The sequence below is a fragment of the Streptosporangium sp. H16 genome (assembly GCF_051918855.1).
Lineage (GTDB): Bacteria > Actinomycetota > Actinomycetes > Streptosporangiales > Streptosporangiaceae > Streptosporangium.
The window spans coordinates 545,940-570,410 of record NZ_JBPXMD010000001.1 but is presented as its reverse complement, the minus strand read 5'-3'; the positions used below and the strand labels follow the sequence as shown (position 1 = coordinate 570,410).

Below are 24,471 nucleotides of genomic sequence, written 5' to 3'. Positions count from 1 at the left end.
GTTGATTTTCCTCAGAGCAGGCGCGCCGCTTTCTTCGAGCGGAGGAGAACCGACGCCGAAAAAGGAGAGAACGTTACGGCGTCGTTGAGTTCGGCGGCGGGGGCGCTGGGATCACCTTGGTCGCGGCCGTGGTCACCTCCTAGTCGCCCACAGCGGACAGGGCGATCAGCCGGAAACCTCCATAAACCGAAAAACTTGCCGGAGGGAACCAGCGCTCCGTGAATCACGAAGATCGACAATCACCATGAGAATTCTACATTTTTAATGGATTGTCACCCATCGTAAAGATGACGTACGCCAAGAAACTTACAGAGCACAACATCCACCCGACAGCGGCGTTCCTCCACTCCCGCTTCCCCATTGCTACGATTCCTATAAATATCCAACCAATGGGAAGCACCCACACCACCATGTATCTACTGAAAGAAATCCCAAAAATCAAAACCAAAACAAAGCTGCAAATAATGTAGGACATTGTCGCGGCCAGCACCCCGCCGACAATATGCACGGCGGCCGTAACTTTTGATTTCACAGCAGAAGCCCTTTCTTGAGAGTCTCCAAAATAACGAATATTTAGCATCTACATTTAAGGCAGTCGACATCGATCCCGCCGGCTCGCGGGCTGCCGACCTTCCATTCCCTTGCTGTCCATCGGCTTACCGCTAGCGGCCCAGGTCTTGGCGGAACAGCCATGGCATGGGCTGGTTTGGACCATGCCCCCAGTTCAGCCCTTGCTTCTCAAAGTCTTCGAGAGAGCAGCAGGTTGCACTGGGGGCACGAGACCGACGGATCGCCCTCAGCACCTACTAGAGATCGTAAGGCATCCGAACTGCGATGTTTCGAGCGAATTTCGCCCACATATCGTGACGGATCGCATCAACGAGAAGGAGGGATTTCCATGGTTCGCTTTGAACTCCCTCCACGTTCCCCCAAGCGGTCACTCGGAGCCAAAGGTATTTTCCCACCCCCGTCGCTTTCCTGTTGGTTCCATTCAATACAGAAAATCTGATGCGAGACCCTGTTGGCTCGAAATGCTCTTCGAGGGCTTCGAATGTAAAGTGGTCACCAGCTACGCCGACCACCTTGATGGGGAAGGTGTCAAACAGTCCTAACAGTGGAATGCCCTCGAGCTCGCACACCTGCCCCACCTTTAGGACCTTCGCACATCCCCCCAAAGGGAAGACCGTCGAGAAGTTCCTTGTGATCCACGACACGGATTCCTTCGGTGTAACGCCTGGGCGGTAGGCGATATAGAAGTTGTAGATATAAAAGAGCTGATCTCCTTCACTCGAGCAAGAAGTCACTCCCAGGGCCGCACTAGTTGACCGCACAGCCCCTCCGGAACCACATGCGCCGCCCTGGTCGTCGGAGGAATCGTTCGGGTCTTGATATTCGGGAAGAGGGACCGTGATTATTTCGACACCACAGTTGGGGCCGAGCACGAAGATGCTTATGGTTGGAGGGATGGGCTCGACGAAATCCCCCGAGCCTGACATGGCGGTGACTGTAGAGGATGCCTTCTCGGCGCCACGGGATACGGAGGCCGTACTTGTGATGTCAATAGCCCACTTGCGGGTGACCTTGGCATTAACGTAGACAGTGCCACTGGCGTCAGAATAGACGACGGGATCGTCCAACGTGACAGTGGAAGCGGTAAGAGTCTTACCTTTTTCCTGCATAAGATCGCGCAGGGCCAGCAGTTTGGCATTAAGCAAAGACAGAGAGGGAGTATTGGGATCGGACGGCGCTACGCCTGGAGCCTCCCAGATCGTGGTCGCCCTGCCTTCCAGAACCGCATCTTGCGCGGCAAAGTAATGTGCGACTCGATCAAGGTAGATCTGACGGCCTGAACCTTCCGTCTCTGCCGCAGACCGCGCAGTGCTGGTCTCATCCCTGGAAGGCTGACCGTTCAGCGGCGAGACGCAGGCCCTACTCCCCGCGCTCTGACTGGGCGGGGGTATCACACGGGTGGTGAAACTGGCGGTTTCCCACTCGCTAACCCCGTGGACGGTCTTGGACCGCACTTTGACAGTATAGGAAGCGGTGCCTGCAGCCAGACCAGCGATAGCTGCCCATGGGCTGGTGACGAACGACTCCTTCACCTGAGTGCCGCCCGCATCGAATACACGCACGTCGTAGCCGTCTAGCATTGCCACACTGCCGTTGGATCGCGGCAGTCCCCAGCTGACGATCGCGCTGGAATCTCCGCCCGAGGCAGTCAGGTTAAGCACCTCGCTGGGCGGCCCCGCGGGCAGGTAGGTCAGCGCCAGGGATGGTTGTTCAGCTGCCGTCGGCTCACCAAAGGTGATGACCTCATCCTTGTTGGAAACAAGCAACAGCCACTGATACTCGCTACCAGCGATATCGGCCTGGGCGGTATCGATCGGCAAAGAGTAAGGCTGCCTGCCTTCCTCAACGTCGCCTGCCAGATCGGAGCCCTTGGTCTCGCCGGTGACCTGGCTCTTCAACGGGGTGGCGGTGACGACCGCGTCCGCCGGGCAGGTCCCGGCCGGGCAGGTCGGAGTACCGAGTTTGAGGATGCCCTCCGACACACCCGCGCCATCGGGAAGCTCGTCGAGCCTGAACCCGATCACCGCTGCGGTCTTGTCGACACCGCTGCCGCCGATCCGTATGACGGTCGAGTCGGTCACCGCACAGGGCGAACCGTCACAGGCCGTCGGGTCGACCTTCGCGGTCTTGATGACGAAGTTGTCCTTGAGCAGGGTCAGGTGGTTGACGGTTTCAGTTGGCGGCTCCGGTGGGGTGCCGGGAATGGTGACACTGACCGGAGCCGTCTTGGCCGTGCAGATCTCCAGCGCGCACGCCTGCATCTGCCAGGTGTAGGTCCCGCCGAGTTGGACGATGTTCTCCGGCACCTGGAAGGACGCACGCTCCCCGCCGAGGACACTCCGCTCGCCGAGCGGTGCAGAGCCGACCGGAGCGCCCGTACTGTCGTACAGGAAGTACTTGGCCGTGACCGGACCACCCGAGGGGCGGTTGACCATGCCCGACAGGATCGGACGGGTCGGATCGGCCATGCCCGTCTCGGTGTCGGCCGGCAGATAGGGCGCGTCGGTGGTGATGCGGTAGTAGGGGCTCTCGCTGCAGGTGATGGGGGTGGCCCCGTTGATGCAGGCCCTGACGGAGATCTTGAAGCTGTCGACGTTGCCGACGTCGTAGGTGATGGACGCGGCCTGGCCGGAGGGCAGGTTGGCGTTGGTGGGCGGGGTGAGGTTGAGCATCCACTGGATCTCGGTGGGGCTCAGGGCGCGGTCGTAGGCGCGGATCTCGTCGTAGCCGGCCTTGACCCAGGGGTAGCTGTAGCCGCCGCGGCTGCCGGCGCCGAGCCAGAAAAGCCGGCCGGCCTGCCACGGGGTGACGGTGTGGTCGGCCTCCGCGGACTGGACGCCGTTGACGTACAGGCGGATCTTCTTGGCGACGGCGTCGTAGACACCGGTCAGGTGGGTCCAGGTGCCGATCTGCGCCGCGGCGGAGGACTTGATCTCCGTCACCGCGCTGGTGGCGGTGTTGTCGTGGTACATCTCCATGTTCCACTTGCGGCTGGCGGAGTCGTACCCCACGACGAAGGCACTGTTGACGGAGCCGCCCTGGCTGATCAGCGCGGCGGATTCGGTCCCGGAGTCCAGGCGGACCCAACCGGACACGGAGAAGCTCCTGTCGGTGCGCAGCACCGGCCCCTGAGTCGCGGCGAAGGAGGGGGTGGCGGTGGCGCCGTTGAGGAAGAGTGCCTTGCCGTCCTTGCCGTCGATCATCGAGTAGCGGCCGCTGACGAAGCTCAGCGAGTTGCCCTTGCCGCTGGAGTCGGTGCCCCCCGTACCCTCGGTGAAGCTCCACTTGCCGACCTCGCCGCCGCCTGTGGTCCAGGCCGGGAGAGGAGCGGTGGAGTCGACGACGGAGACGTAGTAGTCGATGTTCCTTCCGTCGACGGAGCTGCTCTTGTAGCCGACCTTGGCCGAGCTCTCGCGCACGATGGCGTGATCGCCGTCCATCGAGTCGACCGACTCGGCGGTGACCGTGGGGATCTCGGGCGGCAGGATGTACTGGGTGATCAGCTTGGGCGGGGTGGCGCCGGTGCCGGTCGTCTCCGCCGAGTGGAAGACCGCGGAGTAGGCGTTGTAGCGGTCGACGCTCTCGGTGGGCCCGCTGAGCTCGACGCCGTGGTTGGGCTGCCCTCCGGCCCAGGCTTTGACCCAGTTGGTGATAGGCCAGGTCATCACGCCGGGGGTGAGGACACCCGTGGTCGGGCAGGGGGTGCTCACGAAGTCGGCGGTGCCCCCGGGCTTGTTGGTCCAGGTCATCCGGCCCGGAGTCCAGTCGGCGCCGAGTCGGCTGGCAGAGATCTTGCCGTTGCCGCGCAGGTGGCAGGCGGGTGACTCGGTACGCCACAGCTGCATGGTGGACGAGACGATGGGCTTGCCCGCCAGACCGGTGACGTCGAACTTCAGGTATGAGCGCCAGTAGTTCATGGCGTCCACCCCCCTGCAGCTGTAGTAGGCCGCGCCGATCTTCAGCAGCGTGGCCCCCGGCTGGTCGTAGGTGTTGCAGTCGGCACCGCTGGAGAGCAGCGTGTCGGTCTTGACGGTGAGGGTGGAGGTGGGGTCGACGACGACGGGGAAGGTGGTGGCGGGGTCGGCCAGCCAGCCGGCGTCGGGTTTGAGGACCAGAGTCCGTTTGCCGTCGTCCTCGACCACAGAGGTGGCGATCGGCGCGCTGCGCGGCGCGGCGGTGGCCTTGGGGTCCCGCGCGCCGGCACCGGTGCTGTCCCACATCACCGGTTTCGGCGCCCGGGCGACGACCTTGTCCTTGGCGTCGGTGAGCTCCAGGCCGCCCTGCCTGGACTTCTCAAGGGTCAACTCGTCCGACTCCACCGGGATGCGGATCTCCAGCGGCCCCGTGGGGCGCTCCCGCAGCACCACGTCGTGCCGGAAACCGGTGGGCAGGGCGGTGACGACCAGGTCGGCCGCGGGTCCCGCGGCGCCGGTGTAGGTGGCGACGTTGCCCTCCACCGTCGGGCGGGGCAGCTTTCCCTCCCACGACAGGCTGAGACTCTGCTTCGCCTCCCGCTTCATCACGGCGAACGGGGCGTCGTCCCCGCCGAGGGAGAAGGCGAGGTCGGCCTTGGCCACCTTGGGTCTGAGGACGCCGTCCCTCTCCACCAGCGTGGTGTCGATCCACGCCCAGGAGCCGTCCTGCTGCTTGACCTGCGCCGGGCCCGAGTACGACTCCGTCTTCAGGCTGCCGTCCGGAAAGGCCCAGGTACGCGAGGTCTCGGTGAACGCACCGGTGACCTCCACCGCCCTGTTCTGCTTCCTGGCCTCCGCGACCGCCGTGCGCAGCGGAGCGTCGGGGTCGTCCGGACGGGGGAACGGCGTCTGGACAGGCGCCGTGGGGGCGGCCGTGGGCGTGGGGGCCACCTGTGCTTCGGCGCCGCCCGACACCAGGAGCGACGCGGCCAGGACCAGGACGGCCACGACCGTGGTCGCCGTCCGTCTGTTCGGTCCGCGTCGTGAAGGCGGCGCGAAAGGACGGTTCGGTAAGGGAATCCCCACCTGTTCCTCCATTGCGAAAGGGAGATTGACGGCCGGGCATGGGAATGGGAGAGCCCGGCCAAAGATGATCGCGCCAAGCATCCCGGACGGTGCTGTTGATCTTGTCGTATGGAGTGTCCTAACCTTGTCTTCTGTCCGCACTTCGCGTGTTCACGGGAACGAGTGGCGTATGAGGCAGTTCGGGACAGAAAATGCGCACCGGCCGAACGCGCACACCCTCGCCCGGCGATGAACGAAAAGAAATCCGGAACACGACTTCGCGTCCTCGGCCCGGTCGACATATGGCGTGACGAGCACTCGATCAGCGTCCTGGGCCCCAAGCAACGGACACTTCTCGCCCTTCTCGTCGTACGGGCGAATCGGGTGGTCCCCCACGACCGGCTGCTGACGGCCCTGTGGGCGGGGAAGCCTCCGGCGACCAGCAGGCGGCTGCTCCACAACTACCTGTGGTCCATACGGCGCCTGCTCGACGACGCGAACGCGCTGGTGGGCGCGCCTACCGGCTACTCCCTGCGGTTGCGTCCCGGTGACTCCGACCTTGACGTCTTCCTCTCCGAGACGGCGGCGGGCCGCTCCGCCATGGCCGCGGGAGATGCCGCGAAAGCGTCCGAGCAACTCGGTGCGGCGCTGGCGCTGTGGCGCGGTCCCGCGCTCGACGGCACACAACCCGATTTCCAGGCCGTCGAAGGGGCCGCGCTCGAGGAATTACGCGTCGCCGCGCTTCTCGATCGCATTGACGCGGACCTCGTTCTGGGCCGCCACGTGGAACTGATCGGGGAATTGCGGCTGCTGGTGGCGGAACATCCCCTGAACGAGGGTTTTCGCGGCCAGCTGATGCGTGCGTTTCACCGAATCGGCCGTACGGCGGAGGCGCTGGAGGTGTTCAGGGCCGCCCGGCGGCATTTCCGCGAGGAGCTCGGGCTGGACCCGGGAGAGGAACTCGTCCGGCTGCACCAGTCGATTCTCGCGGGAGAGATCGGCACAGGGAGCATCCCGGCACCTGCGGGGCCCGCCCTCACTCCTCCCGCGACCGTGCCCAGGCAACTGCCGGCCGACATCGCCCGTTTCACCGGCCGCGAGGAGAGCCTGCGCCGCCTGGATCTCCTGCTGTCCGAGGAGCCGGGCGGCGCGTCGGCCGTAGTGATCACCGCCATCACCGGTACCCCCGGGATCGGCAAGACCGCGCTCGCCACTCGGTGGGGACACCGCGTGGCGGACCGGTTTCCCGACGGGCAGCTGTACGTGAACCTCCATGGTTACTCACAGGGGCAGCCGGTCACAGGCGCACAGGCGCTCTACCAGCTCCTCAGGGGGCTCGGGGTCGCCACGGACGAGATTCCCCACGAGGTCGACGAGCGGGCGTCGATGTACCGGTCACTCCTGGCCGGCAGGCGAATGCTCGTGGTGCTCGACAACGCGGCGAAAGCGGAGCAAGTACGTCCGCTGTTGCCCGGCTCGACGCTGTGCAAGGTGGTCATCACCAGCCGGGACTCCCTCAGGGGACTCTCTGTGACACACGACGTCCACACCCTCACCCTCGACCTGCTCTCGCCCGGCGAGGCGAGGACGCTGCTCGGCGCCGTCCTGGGCGAGGATCGGACCCGCGACGAGGCCGAGGCCGTGCTCGAACTCGCTCGCCTCTGCGGTCACCTCCCGCTCGCGCTGCGACTGGCGGCCGCGCACCTGAGCAGCCGGCCCACGCTGTCCATCGCCGACTTCGTGACAAGGCTTCTCCGAGAGAACCGACTGACGGCGCTGGACATCGAGGAGGACCCGCACATAGGCGTACGGGCCGCCTTCGAGACGTCCTACCGGAGCCTTCCCGAACCCGCCCGGCGGACCTTCAGGTTGCTGGGCCTTCATCCCGGCCCGGACATCGGCGTCGACGAGGTCGTCGCTCTGGCTCGCTCGTCCGTCGATGACGTCCGCGCGGCTCTCGACACGCTCATCGGCGCCCATCTCGTCCAGCACGGCACCGGCGGGCGTTTCGTCGTGCACGACCTGATGATCCTGTTCGCCCGCGAGCGCGCCGAGTCCGACGACAGCGAACCGGCTCGCCGTGGCGCGCTGGTCCAGCTGTTCGACTGGTATCTGCACACGAGCAGGGCGGCCATGGAACACGTGAACACCGACTACAGCGGGATCACGCTCGTCTCCGAGCCCCCTTCGCACGGGATTCCGGTCTTCGACGATCATGATTCCGCCACGGGATGGCTCGACGCGGAGTATCCGGCACTCATATCGGCCGTCAACCACACCGCCGAACACGAGTGGTTCGGCTACGCGTGGCAGATCGCCTACACCCTGGACTACTTCTTCTACCTCAGGGACCGCGTCGACGACTGGGTGACGGTCCACCAGACCGCCCTCTCGGCCGTGCGCCAGACCGGTGACCGGCACGGGGAAGGGCGGATCCTGAACGCGCTGGGCGCGGCGAACATGTTCTCCGGGAAAATCGACAGGTGTCTTGAGTACCAGCGGCAGGCCCTTGACCTCAGCCGGACGGTCGGAGACCGGAAGGAGGAGGCCTACGCCCTGGGCCGGCTCGGATACAGCCTGCTCTGGGCGGGGGACTTCCGTCAGGCGATACGGAACTGCGTGAAGGCGATCGAACTGTTCAACCGGCTCGATGACGAGCACTGCGAGGCGACGGTGATCTTCACCCTGGGGATCGCCTATCTCAGAATAGGTCGTTCGCTGGACGCTCTCCGTTGCGTCGAACGCTGTCTGGCTTTCGAGCGCAAGGCGGGCAACCGCAACGACGAGGCCTACACACTCAATGTCCTGGGTGACGTCCACGAGAGTCTGGGAGATCTGGCAGCCGCCCTCGACCTGTATCAACAGTCAATCCAGCTGAACAGGAGCGTGGGCAACCATCGACTCGAGGCGAACTCCGTCAACGGCATCGGAAGAATACGCCGGCGGCAGAAACGTCATGCCGAAGCTCTCGAACACCACCGGGACGCCCTCACCCGCATAAGGGAGATGAGAGACCAGTACGCCGAATGCGAGATCCTGATGGACCTGGGGACGACCCTGCTGGCAACCGGAGACGGGCAGGCTGCGGCCGAGAACCAGCAGGCCGCCCTGGACATAGCCCTCACCGTCAAGAACCCGTATCTACTGGGTCTGGCCCACAGCAACCTCGCCCATGCGCTGCAAGCGCTCGGCAGGACCGATGAGGCCATGTCCCATTGGAAAACCGCCTTCGAGATCCTTTCTCCCATGGGAGTTCCCGAGGCGAGGGAGATCGCCGAACGGATGCGCGAAACGGCGGCCCGCGCGACGTGATCGCCACGGCGCGATCCGCCATCCCGCTCAGACGCCGGCGCGAGCCGTCAGGTCGGCCCAGATGCCGTCCATCCGGGCCTCCAGCTCCTCCAGGGTCCCCTCGTTCGGGACGACGATGTCGGCGATCTCCAGCCGCTCCTCGCGGGTCGCCTGGGCGGCGAGCCTGGCCCTGGCGTCCTGCTCGCTCATGCCGCGCAGTTCGATCAGCCGGGCGAGGCGCACCTCGTCGGCGGCGTCGACGACGATCACCACCTCGTACATGGGGGCGAGCTTGTTCTCCGCCAGCAGCGGCACGTCGTAGATCACGATGCTGCCGGGAGGCGCCTGCTCCTGCAGCTCGCCGACCCTCGCACCGACGAGGGGGTGGACGATGGCGTTGAGGGAGGCGAGTTTCTCGGAGTCGGCGAAGACGATCGAGCCGAGTTTCTCCCGGTTGAGCGAACCGTCCTCGTGCAAAACACCCGTGCCAAAGACGCCGGTCACGCGCGCCAGCCCGGGGGTTCCCGCCTCGACCACCTCTCTGGCGATCTTGTCGGCGTCGATGACCACGGCGCCACGGGCGCCCAGCCGACGGGAGACCTCGCTCTTGCCCGACCCGATGCCGCCGGTAAGCCCCACCTTCAACATGATCCGCAGCATACGCCGTACGGGCCGTGCTCCGGGGCGGTCGGCGCCGGGCTCGCCCGGCGGCGCACTCCGGCAGGCCGACAGAAGCCGCCCCCGCGGCGCCGGAGGCCACGCTGCCGCCCCTCGGGCCGCGGCCTTCACCAGGCGCCGAACGACGTGCGGAAACGCGCCTGGGGCTCCTACAGCTCCCTGCGCAGGTGCACCAGCGTCAGGTGGTCGCTCATCGGCTCCCTGCGGGTCTCGCGGTAGCCGTGGCGGCGGTAGAGGCGCAGGTTGCCCTCCGACAGGTGGCCGGTGAACAGGTCGAAGGCGAGTGCCGAAGCGGCCTCGTCGTGCAGGGCCGCCAGCAGGGCTCCGCCGATGCCCTCGCCCTGCCGGTCGGGGGCGACCACCAGGCGGCCGACCAGGCAGGTCGTGCCGGACATCCGGCCGCGAACCGCCCCCACGATCCTCGCCCCGTCGCGGGCGACGAGCACGATGGCCGTCTCGACGGCCTTGCGGACCTGGGCGGCCGACTCCACGAGCGGCGGGATGAACGGGTCGCCGTAGAGCTGGGCCTCGCCCACGTAGGCGGCGCGTTGCACGGTCAGGATCTCGCCCGCGTCCTCGGGCTCCGCCACCTCGATCACGATCACGGCGTCACCCTAGCGGCCGGGCGGCCGGGAAGAGTGCCCCGGGAACCTCCGGGAACGCGGAAAGGGCCCCGCCGGAGCGGGGCCCTTCCGTCGATCTTCTACCGCGTTGTCAGCTCGGCGCCGTCGGCACCGTCAGTTCTGGCCGCCCGCGAGCTTCTCGCGCAGAGCCGCGAGAGCCTCGTCGGAGGCCAGCGCGCCCGCCGCCGGAGCGGAGGAGCCACTGCTGCTGGAGGCGCCGGTGGAACCCGAGGACGGGGTCTCGCCGGAGTAGGACGTGGGGGCAGCCTCGCCCGCCTCGGCCTCGGCCTTGCGGGCCTCCTCGACCTGCTTCTTGTGAGCCTCGAAGCGGGTCTGAGCCTCGGCGTACTGCCGCTCCCACTCCTCGCGCTGCTTGTCGAAGCCTTCGAGCCACTCGCCGGTCTCGGAGTCGAAACCCTCGGGGTAGATGTAGTTGCCCGAGTCGTCGTAGGTCGCCGCCATGCCGTACAGCGTGGGGTCGAACTCGACGTCGGCGCCGATCGCACCCTCGTTCGCCTGCTTGAGCGACAGCGAGATCCGGCGGCGCTCGAGGTCGATGTCGATGATCTTCACGAAGATCTCGTCGCCGACCTGAACGACCTGCTCGGGGATCTCGACGTGGCGCTCGGCCAGCTCGGAGATGTGGACCAGGCCCTCGATGCCCTCCTCGACGCGGACGAACGCACCGAACGGCACCAGCTTGGTGACGCGGCCCGGGACGACCTGACCGATCTGGTGGGTGCGGGCGAACTGCTGCCAGGGGTCTTCCTGCGTCGCCTTGAGCGACAGGGAGACGCGCTCGCGCTCCATGTCGACGTCGAGCACCTCGACGGTGACCTCCTGGCCGACCTCGACGACCTCGGAGGGGTGGTCGATGTGCTTCCAGGAGAGCTCGGAGACGTGGACCAGACCGTCGACGCCGCCGAGGTCGACGAACGCACCGAAGTTGACGATCGAGGAGACGACGCCCTTGCGGACCTGACCCTTCTGCAGGGTGTTGAGGAACGTCTGGCGAACCTCGGACTGGGTCTGCTCGAGCCAGGCGCGGCGGGACAGAACCACGTTGTTGCGGTTCTTGTCGAGCTCGATGATCTTCGCTTCGAGCTCGCGGCCCACGTACGGCTGGAGGTCGCGGACGCGCCGCATCTCGACCAGGGACGCCGGCAGGAAGCCACGCAGGCCGATGTCGAGGATGAGTCCACCCTTGACGACCTCGATGACCGTGCCGGTGACGATGCCGTCCTCGTCCTTGATCTTCTCGATCGTGCCCCAGGCCCGCTCGTACTGAGCGCGCTTCTTGGACAGGATCAGGCGGCCTTCCTTGTCCTCCTTCTGGAGAACGAGGGCCTCGACGTGCTCGCCAACCTCGACGACATCCGCCGGGTCGACATCGTGCTTGATCGAGAGCTCGCGCGAGGGAATGACGCCCTCGGTCTTGTAGCCGATGTCGAGCAAAACTTCGTCTCGATCGACCTTGACGACGGTGCCCTCGACGATGTCGCCGTCGTTGAAGTACTTGATGGTCAGGTCGATCGCTGCGAGGAACTCTTCCTCAGAGCCGATGTCGTTGACCGCTACCTGCGGGGTGCTCGAGGTGGCCTCAGTGCTGCTCGTCATGTGTGGAGTTGCTCCGAACGCGGACAGATGTCGATGTGGCGAACGCGCGGCAGGCCTCTTACCGTCAGCCGAAGAATTCATCGGCGTGATCGAGCGCGAGCCCACTCCGTCCGAGACGCGCGCGAGCCCACAACGCAGCGATCAGCATATGAGACCAGACGGGTATGGTCAATCCGACGACTCTACGCGCCCGCGTGCCGAAAGGATAACGATCTCGCTCAATAGGCGTTGATCTTCTGCCTCCGGTCCGCCCTGATATTACCGCGAAGCCCGCGAGGGATGGAGATCCGATCGGGATCGCCGTCAGCCGTATAGCGCTCACGGGGATGCTTGTCCAGCCATCCGAGCCAGTACTCGGAGCACCACTTGCGGCACTCCCCCTTCCTGCCGTTGCTCTGGATCCGCTGGATCGCGCGCCAGTCGTAGTCCTTGACGAACGGCGAGACCGACGGTTCGGCACCGGCCAGGAAGACACCCTTGAACCGGTAGGACACTCCGTGCCATTTTCCCGTCTGCACGGTAGATCTTTTGCGGGGCATCGCGCCGAACGGCAGCGCCATCGTCTCGGAGGGGGGAACCCCGAGTCCTTTCAGCAGCCGCTCGATCCTGGCCACCTGCTCGACGACCTTCTTCTTGGACAGGCGCGGCAGGTGGGGGTGGCCCCAGGTGTGGTTGGCCACCTCGAAGCCCCGCGAGGCCAGCCACCGCACGGCCCGCTCCTGGTCCTTGCGCTCGCGCAGGCCGAACGGGTCCCGGTTGACCCAGAAGGTGGCGACGGGCCGGAATCCGGGATGCTTCACCGCCACCTGGTAGATGATGCCGACCGCGGTGTCCTTGGCCGGGGCCCCGTTCGCGTCGAGGGCGAAGTGGCTGGGGTGGCCGTCGTCGAAGGTCAGCACGACCGGGTGCCTGCCCGCCGGGATGTCCATCCTCCCGGTGGCGAACTCCCGCGCGGTGACCGGCACGTAGCCGCCCCTGGCGAGCCGCTCCAGCTCCTTGCGCAGCTGGGCGGGGGTGCGGTCGATGGAGGCCAGCCTCTTGCGGGTGATCCGGTGGTACATCAGGATCGGGACCGCTCCGGCCTCGTTGGCCTTCACCTGCCGGGCGAACTCCTCCGACGCCGTGATCGGCGGCGGCAGCTCGGCCGAGGGCAGGTCGGGTGCCGGCGAGGGGGGTGCGGAGGGCGGTGACGGCGACGGGCCACTCGCCGCCGTGCCCGGCCGGGCGCCGGGTGGCGCGGAGGGCGGCGGGAGCACCAGGAGCACCACCACCGCCACCACGACGACCAGCACGTTGGCCAGTAAAATGATCTTCGTCAGGGGGATTGGACTCCGCACAGAACTCCCGTGCCCGTCGAGCTTCTCGGCTTGGATCACCAGCCTAGAACAGACTCGGACAGGCCCGGCCAATCAGCGAAGTCCGGCATCCCGGGACCGGTCTCCTCCCTCGGGAGACGCCCTGAGAGACGCCTCAGGGAGCGTTACGCGGGAGCGACCGCCGACTCCCCCGCCGGAAGGTCCGGGAGACGCTCCGAGGAGCACCTCCGGGGAGCGACCGCCGGCCCCCTGGGAGGCGCTCTCCGGGGAGCGCCTCCCGAGAGGGACCGTCAGTGCCCGGCGTCCTCCCAGGTGCGGCCGACGCCCACCGAGACGGCCAGCGGGACGCGCAGGGAGTACGCGGCGTTCATCCGGTCGGTGACCAGCTCCCGCAGGGTCTCCAGCTCTCCGGGCGCCACCTCGAACACGAGCTCGTCGTGGACCTGCAGCAGCATCCGGGAGCCGAGCGAGGCCTCCTTCAGCGCGCTCTGCACGTTGAGCATGGCGACCTTGATGATGTCGGCCGCGGACCCCTGGATGGGCGCGTTGAGCGCCATCCGCTCGGCGATCTCGCGGCGCTGGCGGTTGTCGCTGTTGAGGTCGGGCAGGTAGCGGCGGCGGCCGAGGATGGTCTCGGTGTAGCCGTCGTTCCTGGCCTGCGCGACGATCGCGTTGAGGAAGTCGCGGACGCCGCCGAACTCCTCGAAGTACTCCTCCTTGAGCGCCCGCGCCTCGGAGACCGCGATGTTGAGCTGCTCCGACAGCCCGAAGTCGGACAGTCCGTAGGCGAGGCCGTAGTTCATCGCCTTGATCTTGGCCCGCATCTCCCCGGTGACCTTCTGCGGCTCGACGTCGAAGACCCTGGCCGCGGTGGCCATGTGGAAGTCGTGCCCGGACTCGAAGGAGGCGATGAGCGCCTCGTCCCCGGACAGGTGGGCCATGACGCGCAGCTCGATCTGGCTGTAGTCGGCGGTCAGCAGGGTCTCGAAGCCCTTGCCGACCACGAAGCCCTGCCGGATGCGGCGGCCCTCGGCGGTGCGGATCGGGATGTTCTGCAGGTTGGGCCTCTCCGAGCTGAGCCGCCCGGTGACCGCCACGATCTGGTTGAACGTGGTGTGGATGCGGCCGTCGTCGGCGATCTCCTTGATCAGGCCCTCGACCGTGACCTTCAGCTTGGCCTGGTCGCGGTGGCGCAACATGATCGTCGGCAGCTCGTGCTCGGTCTGGGCGGCGAGCCAGGCCAGCGCGGAGGCGTCGGTGGTGTAGCCCGTCTTGGTCTTCTTCGTCTTGGGCAGGTTGAGCTTGACGAACAGGATCTCCTGGAGCTGCTTGGGCGAGCCCAGGTTGAACTGCTCCCCGCCCACGGAGGCGTGCGCCGCCTCGACGGCCTGCTTGACGGCGGCGCCGAACTCGGCCTCCAGGGCGCCGAGATGCTCCCGGTCGGCGGCGATGCCGGCCCGCTCCAGCTCGGCCAGCACGGTGACGAGCGGCAGCTCCACGTCGCGCATGAGGTGGGTGCCGCCCAGCGGCTCCAGGAACGCCTCCAGCGCGTCGGCGAGCTCGCCGACCGCCAGCGCCCGCAGGGCGAGGTCGCGGGCGCCGTCGTCGTCCTGGTCGTCGAAGAGGCTGGCCTGACCGCCGTTGTCGGCCTCGCTGCGCAGCTCGCGCCGCAGGTAGACCCGCACGAGGTCCTCCAGCGGGAACGAGCGCTGCCCCGGCATCGCCAGGTAGGCGGCCAGCGCGGTGTCGCAGGTGAGGCCGCGCAGCTCCATGCCCTGCGCCCACAGCGCGAGCATCGGGCCCTTGGCGTCGTGCACGGCCTTGGGCTTCGAGGCGTCGGCCAGCCACTCGCGCAGGGCCGCCTCGTCGGCCTCGGTGAGCGTGGTCGGGTCGATGAACGCGGCGCCTGGCCCGCCCTTCGCCGCCCGGCCCGCCTCCGGGCCGGCTCCCGCTCCGGCCGCCGCGATGGCGATGCTGTCGACGCGGCCGGTGCCGCTGCCGTACGCGCCCTTGAAGGCGAGGCCCGCGCGGCCCTCGGGCAGCGCGCGCAGCCAGGGGCCCACCTCGTCGGGGCCCAGGGTGACGGCCTCGACCTCGAAGCCCTCCTCCGCCTCCGCCTCGGCCGAGCCGATCGTCTTGAACAGCCGGTCGCGGATCTCTCCGCGGAACTCCAGCGTGTCGAGGATCTTGTTGATCTCCTCGCGGTCGGCGGCGCCGATCTGCAGGGCGGCGACCTCGCGCTCCAGCGGCACGTCGCGGATCAGCTGGGTCAGCCGCCGGTTCATCAGCACCTGGTCGAGGTGGTCGCGGAGCTTGTCGCCGACCTTGCCCTTGACCTCGTCGACCCGGTTGACCAGCTCCTCCAGCGAGCCGAACTCGCGGATCCACTTGGCGGCGGTCTTCTCGCCCACGCCGGGGATGTTCTTCAGGTTGTCGCTGGAGTCGCCGCGGATGGCCGCGAAGTCGGGATACTGGGCCGGGGTGAGCTCGTACTTCTCCAGCACGGCCTCGGGGGTGAACCGGGTCATGTTGCTGATGCCGACCCGGGTCATCAGCACGGTGACCCGCTCGTCGACGAGCTGCAGCGCGTCGCGGTCACCGGTGACGACCAGCACGTTCATGTCCTGCTCGGCGGCGCGGGTCGCCAGGGTGGCTATCAGGTCGTCGGCCTCGTATCCGGCCAGCGACAGGTGCGGCACGCGCAACGCGTCGAGCACCTCGTGGATCAGGCTCATCTGGCTGCGGAAACTGTCGGGGCTCGCGCTCCGGTTCGCCTTGTAGTCGGCGTACTCCTCGTGGCGGAACGTCGGCTCCGAGCGGTCGAAGCAGACCGCCACGTGGGTCGGCCGCTCGTCGCGGAGCACGTTGACCAGCATCGAGGTGAACCCGTAGACCGCGTTGGTCGTCTGCCCCGTGGTGGTGGAGAAATTCTCCTCCGGCAGGGCATAGAACGCCCGATAGGCCAGTGAATGCCCATCCAGCAGCAGGAGACACGGACGAGTGGGGGTCGCTTCGCTCTTCGGCACACCGAAAGCCTAGTCTCCTGGTGCGACAGAAAACCTGGCCCCGCACGACAGGAGACGCCCCCTTGACCGTGACAGACCGCGAAGAAACCGCCCGGCGCATCGAAGAGGCGCTCGGCGCGTCGCACAGGAACACCCTGGTGGACCGGATGGGCATCGAGATCACCGAGGCCACCGCCGAACGGGTGGTCGGCACAATGCCGGTCGAGGGCAACATCCAGCCGTACGGCCTGCTGCACGGCGGCGCCTCGTGCGTGCTGGCGGAGACCCTGGGCTCGACGGGCGCGGCGATCCACGCGGGTCCCGGGCGGATCGCCATGGGCGTCGAGATCAACGCCACCCACCACCGCTCGGCCACGTCCGGGCTGGTCACCGGGGTGGCCACCCGGATCCACGGCGGCCGTACGCTCGCCACCTACGACATCGAGATCGTCGACGAGCGGGGCCGCCGGGTGTGCACCTCGCGTCTGACGTGCATGCTGCGCGACGCCTGACGGCCCCTGATCACGTCGGCCGATCGTCTGATCACATCTCGTCCTCGATCATATTCGGACCGCCTTTTTGCCCACCTGAAGCAACGAGTCCGCTACGGTGGGTGACGGCGATGCCCGTGGGGAGGCCGAGTAGAAAACGTACGGGGTCGGGGAAGCTCCGTATGGCGCCAAAGGCCTCCCCCGGGCTCGCCACGCTTCGCCGGGCCCGCGAGACCCGCGGGCCGGCCGGGATCCGTTCCCGCCCCTCACCGTTCCCACCGGCCTTTCCGCGGCCCGTCCCCATGCGAACCCTCGCGGCACACGGAACCTCGCGACACGCGGGCCCCGGCCCACGGACCCTTGCGACATGCGAACCCCGGCCCACGGACCCCGGCACGTGTACGGCCCGCGCCGGGCGGGCGCGGGCCGTACACGGTGAAACTCAGATGTCGGTGTGCGTCGGGTCAAGCACGCGGCGCAGGAAGGTCTTGGTGCGCTCGTGCCGCGGAGCGCTGATCACCTGCTCCGGGGTGCCGTCCTCCACGATCACGCCGCCGTCCATGAACACGACCCGGTCGGCCACGTCGCGGGCGAACGCCATCTCGTGGGTGACCACGAGCATGGTCATCCCCTCCTCGGCGAGCTTGCGCATGACCGTGAGCACGTCTCCGACGAGCTCGGGGTCGAGCGCCGAGGTGGGCTCGTCGAAGAGCATCAGCGCCGGGCTCATGGCCAGTGCCCTGGCGATGGCCACGCGCTGCTGCTGCCCGCCGGAGAGCTGGGCGGGGAAGGCGTCACACTTCTCCCCGATGCCGACCTTGTCCAGGTTCTCCCTGGCGATCCGCTCGGCCTCCGCCTTGCCCCGCTTCAGCACCCGGCGCTGCGAGATCATCACGTTCTGCAGGACGGTCATGTGCGGGAACAGGTTGAACTGCTGGAAGACCATCCCGACGCCGCGGCGGGCGGCGTCGATGTCGACGTCGCGGTGGGTCAGTTCCACGCCGTTGACGACGACCTTGCCCGACGTGGGCTGTTCCAGCAGGTTCACGCAGCGCAGCAGCGTGGACTTGCCCGACCCCGAGGGGCCGATGACGCAGACCACCTGGCCGGGGTCGACGGCGAAGTCGATGCCCCGCAGGACCTCGTTCTTCCCGAAGTACTTGTGCAGGTCACGGATCTCGACCGCGTGGGTCGCCGGGGTCGCCGGAGTCTCTGAAGTCGTCGGAGTCACTGTCACCGTCCCCTCGCCTGTCGCCGTTCCAGCCGGGACGCGAGGTAACCCAGCGGGATGGTGACCAGTAGATACGTCACACCTACGACCAGGATGGGCGTGGCGTTGGCATAGGTCGAGGCCATGTCGTTGCCGAACTTGGTGAGCTCGACATAGTCGCCGGAGACGCCGAGGAACAGCACCAGCGAGGAGTCCTTGAGAAGGGACACGAACTGGTTGGTCGTCGGCGGGATGACGATGCGCACGGCCTGCGGGATGACGATGGTGACCATGGCCCGCGAGTACGACATGCCCAGCGAGCGCGCCGCCTCCATCTGCCCCTTGGGCACCGCCTGGAGCCCGGCGCGGAGCGTCTCGGCCATGTAGGCCGAGCCGACGATCGTCAGGCCCAGGATGCCCTGGCCGTACGTGCCGCCGGGCACCTCGAAGCCGGTGATGGCCAGCGGCAGGAACAGGATGAGCAGGAAGATCAGCAGGGCGGGCAGGCCACGGAAGATCTCGATGTAGGCGACGGCGATCCACCGGTAGGGCCGCACCGACGACAGCCGCATCAGCGCGAACAGCAGGCCGAGCAGGAAGGCGAAGACGAAACCGCCGACCGAGTAGATGATCGTGTTCTTCAGCGCGATCGTGAACAGGTCGGGAAGCGTCTGTTCGGCGACGTCGAGCTTGGTGAAGTTCTCCCCGAGCTTGCCCCACTCGATGCGCAGGACGAGGAAGACGACCACGGCCACCAGCACGGCGTACTGGACGCCCCTGCTGATCTGCTGCCTCTTGCGGGGACTGAGCCCGCTCCCGCCGGGGGCGCCCCCGGCGGGAGTGGGCTCGGTCGTCGTTGGCTGGTCGGTCATCGATTAACCGAGCTCCCCGGGCTTCTTACCGAACCACTTGACGAAGATCTGCTCGTAGGTGCCGTCGGACTTGGCCTCGGCGATCGAGTCGTTGATCGCCTTGAGCAGGACCGGGTCGGAGCCCTTCTTCAGGCCGATGCCGTACTGCTCGCCGGTGTCGAGGCTGGCGACCAGCTCGAACTTGTCGGCGATCTCGGGCTTCTTCAGCCAGGTCAGGACGACCGGGAGGTCCTGGACGATCACGTCGGCCTGGCCGGACTGCAGGCCCAGCAGTTCCTTGGAGGAGTCGGCGAACTCCTTCGGGTCGAGGCCCTTCTCCTTGACGTAGTCGAGGCCCGTGGTGGAGGCCTGGGCGCCGAGCTTGAGGCCCTTCGCCTTCACCTCGTCGAGGGTCTTGACGCCAAGGCCCTTCTTGGCCAGCAGAGCCTGCGTGGCGTCGAAGTAGGGCTCGGAGAAGTCGATGTTGGCCTTGCGCTCCTCGGTGATCGTCATGCCGGCGGCGGCGACGTCACACTTGTTGGTGGCCATCGCCGCGCCGCTCTTGATGACGGCGAAGTCGATGTCGACGATCTCCTGCGTCAGGCCGAGCTTCTTGGCGGCCAGGTCGACGATGTCGACGTCGAAGCCGACGACCTTGTCGCCCTCCTTGAACTGGAAGGGCTCGTACGGAAGGTTCGTGCAGGTGGTCAGCTTGCCGGGGGTGACGAGCTTGGGGCCCTCCGCGGCCGCGGGAGCGCTTGCCGAGGCACCATCGCTCGGGCTGGCGGTGGACTCGCCGCCACCACAGGCCGAAAGGCCGAGCGCACCGGCGACGACCATGGCGCCCACCGCCATCGCACGACGGGAAACAAAACTCAGGCCCACGAAGGCCTCCTTACGGTCAATGTCGCTTCTTGTATGGATACCTCAGTGCAGGTCATGCTTCATCACCTGCATAATCATGCAGATCACCAGTACGACACAATTCGGACAACAACCGCGTCCGGAGTTTTCTGTTCAATACCCTGCCGCCACGCGGATCCGGGCGCCGGCACTTGCCGGATCGACGACCCCCGTCGGGGGGAGCCGTTGAACTTCAGGATCTACCTCGGTTACGTTGCCGGATGTGCGTGACCCCCTGATCCTGCTCACCGGTGCCGCCCTCGCCGCCGCCCTCCTGTCCGGCTGCGCCGGGGCGGAGCCGGACGCTCCCGCCTCTCCCCCGGTCACGCCCACCCCGACCTACGAGCTCCCGCCGCGCCCGGTACGGCCGGGCGAGAACCCCGTCAGGTCCGCGCCGGTCGCCGACGGCGACACCCGGTTCCAGGTGATCGGCCTGCAGAAGGGCCTGAGCGGCTTCTTCGGCAGCCACGCCGAGTGGCAGGCCAAGGGGCAGTACGTGGTCGTGCGGATCCTGGTGGAGAACCCCGGCCGCACCAACGCCCGTTTCGACGCCAAGCGCCAGAGGCTCGTCGCCTCCGACGGCACCACGTACGCGATCGACAAGTTCGCGCAGGCCATCAAGCGGCAGCCCGACGAGCTCCCGCTCGGCGCCCAGGTCAGGATCGAGCTGGACCTCTGGTACGACATCCCCAAGGAGGCGAAGGTCTCCGCGATCCAGCTGTTCGGCGACCCGCCCCTCGGCGTGACCGGCGGCACCGAAGGCGCGCGGGTGCCGCTGCCCTGAGCCGCCTTCACCCCGGGTGCCGCCCGGGGCGGCACTGGATGGCGCTGGGACCTGTGACGCCGTCCCGGCGGGAGATCCCTGTACCGGTAGGTGAAGGGCCCGCCGCGCGAGCGCGCGACGGGCCCGTCACCTGCCGTCGGGCCGGTGAAGGCCCTGCGGAGACCCCGTAGAGACCCCATGGGATCCCCGCGGAGGCGGGGAATCACCGGGTCAGGGCAGCTCTTCCGGTTTCGTGAAGCCCTGCTTCTCCTGCGGAGTGGCGGCGGGAGGCGGGGTCGCCGGAGCGGGAGCGGCCTGCGCCGCCTCCGCCGCCAGGTCGATCTCCGCACCGCCGCCCAGGTAGGCGGCCTGCACGGCGGGGTCGTTGAGCAGCTCGTCCGCGGGCGCGCTCTTGACCACCTTCCCGGTCTCCAGGACGTAGGCGCGGTGGGCCAGCTTGAGCGCCTGCTGGGCGTTCTGCTCCACCAGCAGCACCGTGGTGCCGCGGCGGTTGATCTCCTCGATGATCTCGAAGATCTGCTGCACCAGCAGCGGCGCCAGGCCCATCGACGGCTCGTCCAGCAGCAGCACCTTGGGCTTGGCCATCAGCGCGCGGCCGATGGCGAGCATCTGCTGCTCGCCGCCGGACATCGTGCCGCCCATCTGGGTCCTGCGCTCCGCCAGGCGGGGGAACAGCTCGTAGACCTCGGCCAGGTCGGCACTGAAGTCACCCGAGCGGGTGTACGCCCCCATGAGCAGGTTGTCGTGCACCGTCATGCCGGGGAACACGCCCCGGCCCTCGGGCGCCTGCCCCAGGCCCGCGAGCACCCGCTTGTGGCCGGGCATCTTGCTGATGTCCTTGCCGTCGAAGGTGATGCTCCCCGACGACAGGCCGCGCAGGCCCGAGATCGTCTTCAGGGTCGTGGTCTTGCCCGCCCCGTTCGCCCCGATGAGCGTGACGATCTCGCCCTCGTTCACCTCGACCGAGATGCCCTTGAGCGCCTCGATCTTGCCGTAGTGGACACGAATGTCCTTGACCTCAAGAAGCATCGGCGGGAGCTCCCAAATACGCCTCGACGACCCGGGGGTCGGTCCGCACCTCGTCCGGCAGGCCATCGGCGATCTTCTGGCCGAAGTCCAGCACCGCGATGCGGTCACTGATGCCCATGATGAGGCTCATGTCGTGCTCGATGATCAGAATCGTCCGGCCCGCGTCGCGGATGTCCCGGATCAGCTGCTGCAGCGCCACCTTCTCCGCCGGGTTCATACCGGCGGCGGGCTCGTCCAGCAGCAGCAGCTTCGGGTTGGTCGCCAGCGCGCGGGCGATCTCCAGACGACGCTGGTCACCGTAGGGCAGGTTCTTGGCGTGCTCGTTGGCGCGGTGCGCGATGCCGACGAAGTCGAGCAGCTCCATCGCGAGCTTTCGCCCGTCCTTCTCGGCCCGGCGGTGCCAGGGAAGCCCCAGCGCCACGCTGACCATGCCCGATTTGTGGTGCGCGTCCGCACCCACCATGACGTTCTCGATGGCCGTCATGTTGTGGAACAGCCGGATGTTCTGGAACGTGCGGGCGATGCCCCGCTTGGTGATCTTGAAGCGCTTGACGCCGCTGATCTTCTCGTCCAGGAAGCGGACCTCACCCTCGGTCGGCTGGTAGACGCCGGTCACCACGTTGAAGACCGTGGTCTTTCCGGCGCCGTTCGGGCCGATGAGAGCGAAGATCTCTCCCTCGTTGATGGTCAGGTTGACCTCACGCAGTGCCGTGACACCGCCGAACCGCATGACGAGGTTCTTCAGCTCCAGCATGACGCGGCCAGCGCGCTCCGCCTGGACCGCCGCCTTGGGGTTCGTACCGGCCGGATTCACCTCGGCCGGGTTCACTTCGGCGCTCACTTGGAAGCCACCTCCTCACCATGCGACTCGGGCCCGGGAACCTCTGCTCCGAGCGTACCCATCCCGCCTGACCCCTCTTTCAGCTCCGCCTTGCGTTGGCGCGATGGCAGCAGACCCTCCGGACGGAAGATCATCAGCGCCACCAGCACCGCACCGAAGATCAGCATGCGGTACTCCTGCAGGCCGCGGAACCGCTCGGGCAGCCACGCCACCACGAAGGCGCCCAGCATGACACCCGGCAGGTTGCCCGCGCCGCCCATGACCACCGCGGCCAGGATCGTCGCCGACAGCAGGAACTGGAAGTCGTTCGGGTTGATCGAGATGGCCTTCGCCGCCCACAGCACGCCCATCGCGCCACCGATCGAGGCGCCGATGGCGAAGGCGAGCATCTTGAAGCGGAACGTCGGCACGCCCATGACCTCGGCCGCGTCCTCGTCCTCGCGAATCGCCGCCCAGGCACGCCCGACCCGGCTCTTCTCCCAGCGCTTCACCAGGATGATCACGATGACGGCCAGCGCGACCAGCAGGTAGTAGTAGGGTCGCGGATCCAGCACGCCGTACTTGAACGGATCGACCCCGAACACGTTGGGGATGCTGATCCCGAACAGGTGCAGGTCCTCGTAGCTCGGCGGGTGCGGGATGCCGCGGATGCCGTTCGGGCCGCCGATCTCGTCGGTGTTGCGGGCGGTGATACGGATGATCTCACCGAAGCCCAGCGTGACGATCGCCAGATAGTCACCGCGCAACCGCAGCGTCGGAGCGCCCAGCGTGAGACCCGACAGGGCGCAGATCCCGATGCCGACCAGCAGGATGAGCCAGAAGTTCCAGCCCAGCCGGGTGCCGATCAGCGCCATCGCGTAGCCGCCGACCGCGTAGAACGCGACGAAGCCCAGGTCGAGCAGGCCGGCCTGGCCGACCACCACGTTCAGGCCGATCGCCAGGACCACGTACGTCCCGATCGGGAAGAACAGGATGCTCGCCCAGTCGGTGTAGGGCGACATGAAGGGGGCGAGGCTCTCCGACGGCAGCAGCAGCGCCGCGACGATCAGAGCCGCATAGAGGATCCAGCGCTGCCAGCCGGGAGTGTCCTGCCAACGATCGTGCATGGCGTCACCGAAGCGGCCAAGGCCGTTGCGGAAGCCTGCCAGGGGATTCTTCTGGTTCATGCGCGCGCCTGCTGGAGTGATTCACCGAGAATTCCGGTGGGGCGGAACATCAGGACCAAGACGAGGATGGTGAAGGAGATCACGTGCTTCCAGTCGGAGCCGAAGAAGATGGCCCCGTAGTTCTCCACCAGCCCGAGCGTGATTCCGCCGACCAGGGCGCCGCGCAGGTTACCGATGCCGCCCAGGACCGCCGCGGTGAACGCCTTGATACCGAAGAGGAATCCGACGTAGTAATGCGTGTTCTCGTACGAGATCAGGTAGAGCGCCCCCGCCACACCGGCCATGCTGCCGCCGATGAGGAAGGTCATCCGGACGATCCTGTTGATGTCGACGCCCATCAGGACGGCCGCCTCGGGGTTCTGCGCGGTGGCGCGGATACCCCGGCCGATCTTCGTCCGGTTCACCAGGGCGTCCAGCGCGATCATCATGCCGATGGCGGCGACGATGACGAAGACCTGGTCGACCCGGACCGAATGGCCGAAGATCGAGAAAAGCTCGGTCCGCTCCATGATGCGGGGCAGAGCCATCTGGATCCTGCCCTGCTCGGGGCGGTCGAAGACGTTCGGGATCACCAGGAGCGCGAACAGCTCCTGCAGGAAGATCGAAGCGCCGATCGCCGAGATCAGCGCCGCCAGCCGGGACGCGCCGCGCTTGCGCAGCGGCCGGTAGGCGATTCGCTCCAGCGCCACCGCGGTGCCCGCCGAGGCGAGCATGCCGGCCAGGATCATCGCCAGGATGAGGCCGACCAGCGCGATGCCCGTGAGGGGCGAGTTGATGCCGAACACGAACGGTACGAACATCGCACCGAAGGTGCCGATCATGAAAACTTCGGAATGCGCGAAGTTGATCAGCCGCAGCACGCCGTACACCATGGTGTAACCGAGCGCGATCAGGGCGTAGATCGAGCCGAAGGCCAGGCCGTCGATGGTCGCCGGCCAGAACTGATTGATGAAGTCATTGAGCACTAGGGATTACCACTTCTAGCGGGGGTCGCCTGCACGTCCGGGTAGCACACCGCCTCCAGCAGAACCTCGTGGACTCTCTGGAAGTACGCGAGGAGCGGGAACGCATTCGCGGCGTTCCCGCTCCCCGCGCGTCGACTACCTAATCTCCTTCA

General features: G+C 67.2%; 16 protein-coding genes. 3 read left to right on the top strand and 13 right to left on the bottom strand.

What is annotated here, in order from left to right; translation table 11 throughout:
- Positions 1–806: 806 nt before the first annotated feature.
- Positions 807–5,492 (bottom strand): LamG-like jellyroll fold domain-containing protein, encoded by a 4,686-nt coding sequence (locus ACTOQ2_RS02360; protein ID WP_440097936.1) that lies wholly within the window; start codon positions 5,490–5,492, stop codon positions 807–809.
- Positions 5,493–5,798: 306 nt separating this feature from the next.
- Here ACTOQ2_RS02360 and ACTOQ2_RS02355 point away from each other — a divergent pair, with 306 nt between their 5' ends.
- Positions 5,799–8,861, top strand: coding sequence for a BTAD domain-containing putative transcriptional regulator (locus tag ACTOQ2_RS02355; protein WP_440097934.1), 3,063 nt, complete (start codon positions 5,799–5,801; stop codon positions 8,859–8,861).
- Between the two features lie 27 nt (positions 8,862–8,888).
- Here the strand turns inward: ACTOQ2_RS02355 and coaE are convergent, their stop codons facing one another.
- The 5 genes from coaE to polA form a co-directional block, all read right to left on the bottom strand.
- Positions 8,889–9,488: a dephospho-CoA kinase gene (gene coaE / locus ACTOQ2_RS02350; protein ID WP_440097933.1), complete on the bottom strand. Its 600-nt coding sequence runs from the start codon at positions 9,486–9,488 to the stop codon at positions 8,889–8,891.
- Positions 9,489–9,667: 179 nt separating this feature from the next.
- Positions 9,668–10,123, bottom strand: coding sequence for a GNAT family N-acetyltransferase (locus ACTOQ2_RS02345; protein ID WP_440097932.1), 456 nt, complete (start codon positions 10,121–10,123; stop codon positions 9,668–9,670).
- Between the two features lie 132 nt (positions 10,124–10,255).
- The gene (gene rpsA / locus ACTOQ2_RS02340) at positions 10,256–11,758 is read right to left on the bottom strand and encodes a 30S ribosomal protein S1 (protein WP_344750198.1); all 1,503 of its coding nucleotides are present in this window, start codon (positions 11,756–11,758) and stop codon (positions 10,256–10,258) included.
- A gap of 218 nt (positions 11,759–11,976) precedes the next feature.
- On the bottom strand, positions 11,977–13,095 hold the full coding sequence (locus ACTOQ2_RS02335) for a polysaccharide deacetylase family protein (protein ID WP_440097931.1): 1,119 nt from the start codon (positions 13,093–13,095) through the stop codon (positions 11,977–11,979).
- 269 nt (positions 13,096–13,364) lie between these two features.
- The gene (polA, locus tag ACTOQ2_RS02330; RefSeq protein ID WP_440097929.1) at positions 13,365–16,100 is read right to left on the bottom strand and encodes a DNA polymerase I; all 2,736 of its coding nucleotides are present in this window, start codon (positions 16,098–16,100) and stop codon (positions 13,365–13,367) included.
- Between the two features lie 146 nt (positions 16,101–16,246).
- Between polA and ACTOQ2_RS02325 the strand changes: the two genes are divergently transcribed.
- Complete coding sequence (locus ACTOQ2_RS02325) at positions 16,247–16,591, top strand: PaaI family thioesterase (RefSeq protein WP_440065451.1); 345 nt, start codon at positions 16,247–16,249, stop codon at positions 16,589–16,591.
- A 421-nt stretch (positions 16,592–17,012) separates the two neighbouring features.
- On the opposite strand, the gene ACTOQ2_RS02320 is transcribed toward ACTOQ2_RS02325, so the two are convergent.
- Genes ACTOQ2_RS02320 through ACTOQ2_RS02310 form a run of 3 tightly spaced genes read right to left on the bottom strand, consistent with a single transcriptional unit; the run spans position 17,013 to position 19,516 of the window.
- Entirely contained in the window at positions 17,013–17,801 is a 789-nt protein-coding gene (locus tag ACTOQ2_RS02320) for an amino acid ABC transporter ATP-binding protein (RefSeq protein ID WP_440098083.1), read from the bottom strand.
- 2 nt (positions 17,802–17,803) lie between these two features.
- On the bottom strand, positions 17,804–18,652 hold the full coding sequence (locus tag ACTOQ2_RS02315) for an amino acid ABC transporter permease (protein WP_440064941.1): 849 nt from the start codon (positions 18,650–18,652) through the stop codon (positions 17,804–17,806).
- A gap of 3 nt (positions 18,653–18,655) precedes the next feature.
- Complete coding sequence (locus ACTOQ2_RS02310) at positions 18,656–19,516, bottom strand: ABC transporter substrate-binding protein (protein ID WP_440097928.1); 861 nt, start codon at positions 19,514–19,516, stop codon at positions 18,656–18,658.
- 241 nt (positions 19,517–19,757) lie between these two features.
- Between ACTOQ2_RS02310 and ACTOQ2_RS02305 the strand changes: the two genes are divergently transcribed.
- The gene (locus tag ACTOQ2_RS02305) at positions 19,758–20,318 is read left to right on the top strand and encodes a DUF4352 domain-containing protein (protein WP_440097927.1); all 561 of its coding nucleotides are present in this window, start codon (positions 19,758–19,760) and stop codon (positions 20,316–20,318) included.
- 210 nt (positions 20,319–20,528) lie between these two features.
- Here ACTOQ2_RS02305 and ACTOQ2_RS02300 read toward each other — a convergent pair whose 3' ends face one another.
- The 4 genes from ACTOQ2_RS02300 to ACTOQ2_RS02285 are packed head-to-tail and all read right to left on the bottom strand — an operon-like array spanning position 20,529 to position 24,319.
- Complete coding sequence (locus tag ACTOQ2_RS02300; RefSeq protein ID WP_440097926.1) at positions 20,529–21,347, bottom strand: ABC transporter ATP-binding protein; 819 nt, start codon at positions 21,345–21,347, stop codon at positions 20,529–20,531.
- Positions 21,337–22,188 carry an ABC transporter ATP-binding protein gene (locus tag ACTOQ2_RS02295; protein WP_440097925.1) on the bottom strand — a complete coding sequence of 284 codons (852 nt, stop codon included), beginning with the start codon at positions 22,186–22,188 and terminating at the stop codon, positions 21,337–21,339. The genes ACTOQ2_RS02300 and ACTOQ2_RS02295 overlap by 11 nt, the downstream gene beginning before the upstream one ends.
- Positions 22,185–23,354, bottom strand: a complete 1,170-nt coding sequence (locus ACTOQ2_RS02290; RefSeq protein ID WP_440097924.1) for a branched-chain amino acid ABC transporter permease — start codon at positions 23,352–23,354, stop codon at positions 22,185–22,187. Before ACTOQ2_RS02290 ends, ACTOQ2_RS02295 begins: the two co-directional genes overlap by 4 nt.
- On the bottom strand, positions 23,351–24,319 hold the full coding sequence (locus tag ACTOQ2_RS02285) for a branched-chain amino acid ABC transporter permease (protein WP_440097923.1): 969 nt from the start codon (positions 24,317–24,319) through the stop codon (positions 23,351–23,353). The genes ACTOQ2_RS02290 and ACTOQ2_RS02285 overlap by 4 nt, the downstream gene beginning before the upstream one ends.
- Positions 24,320–24,471: the final 152 nt, after the last annotated feature.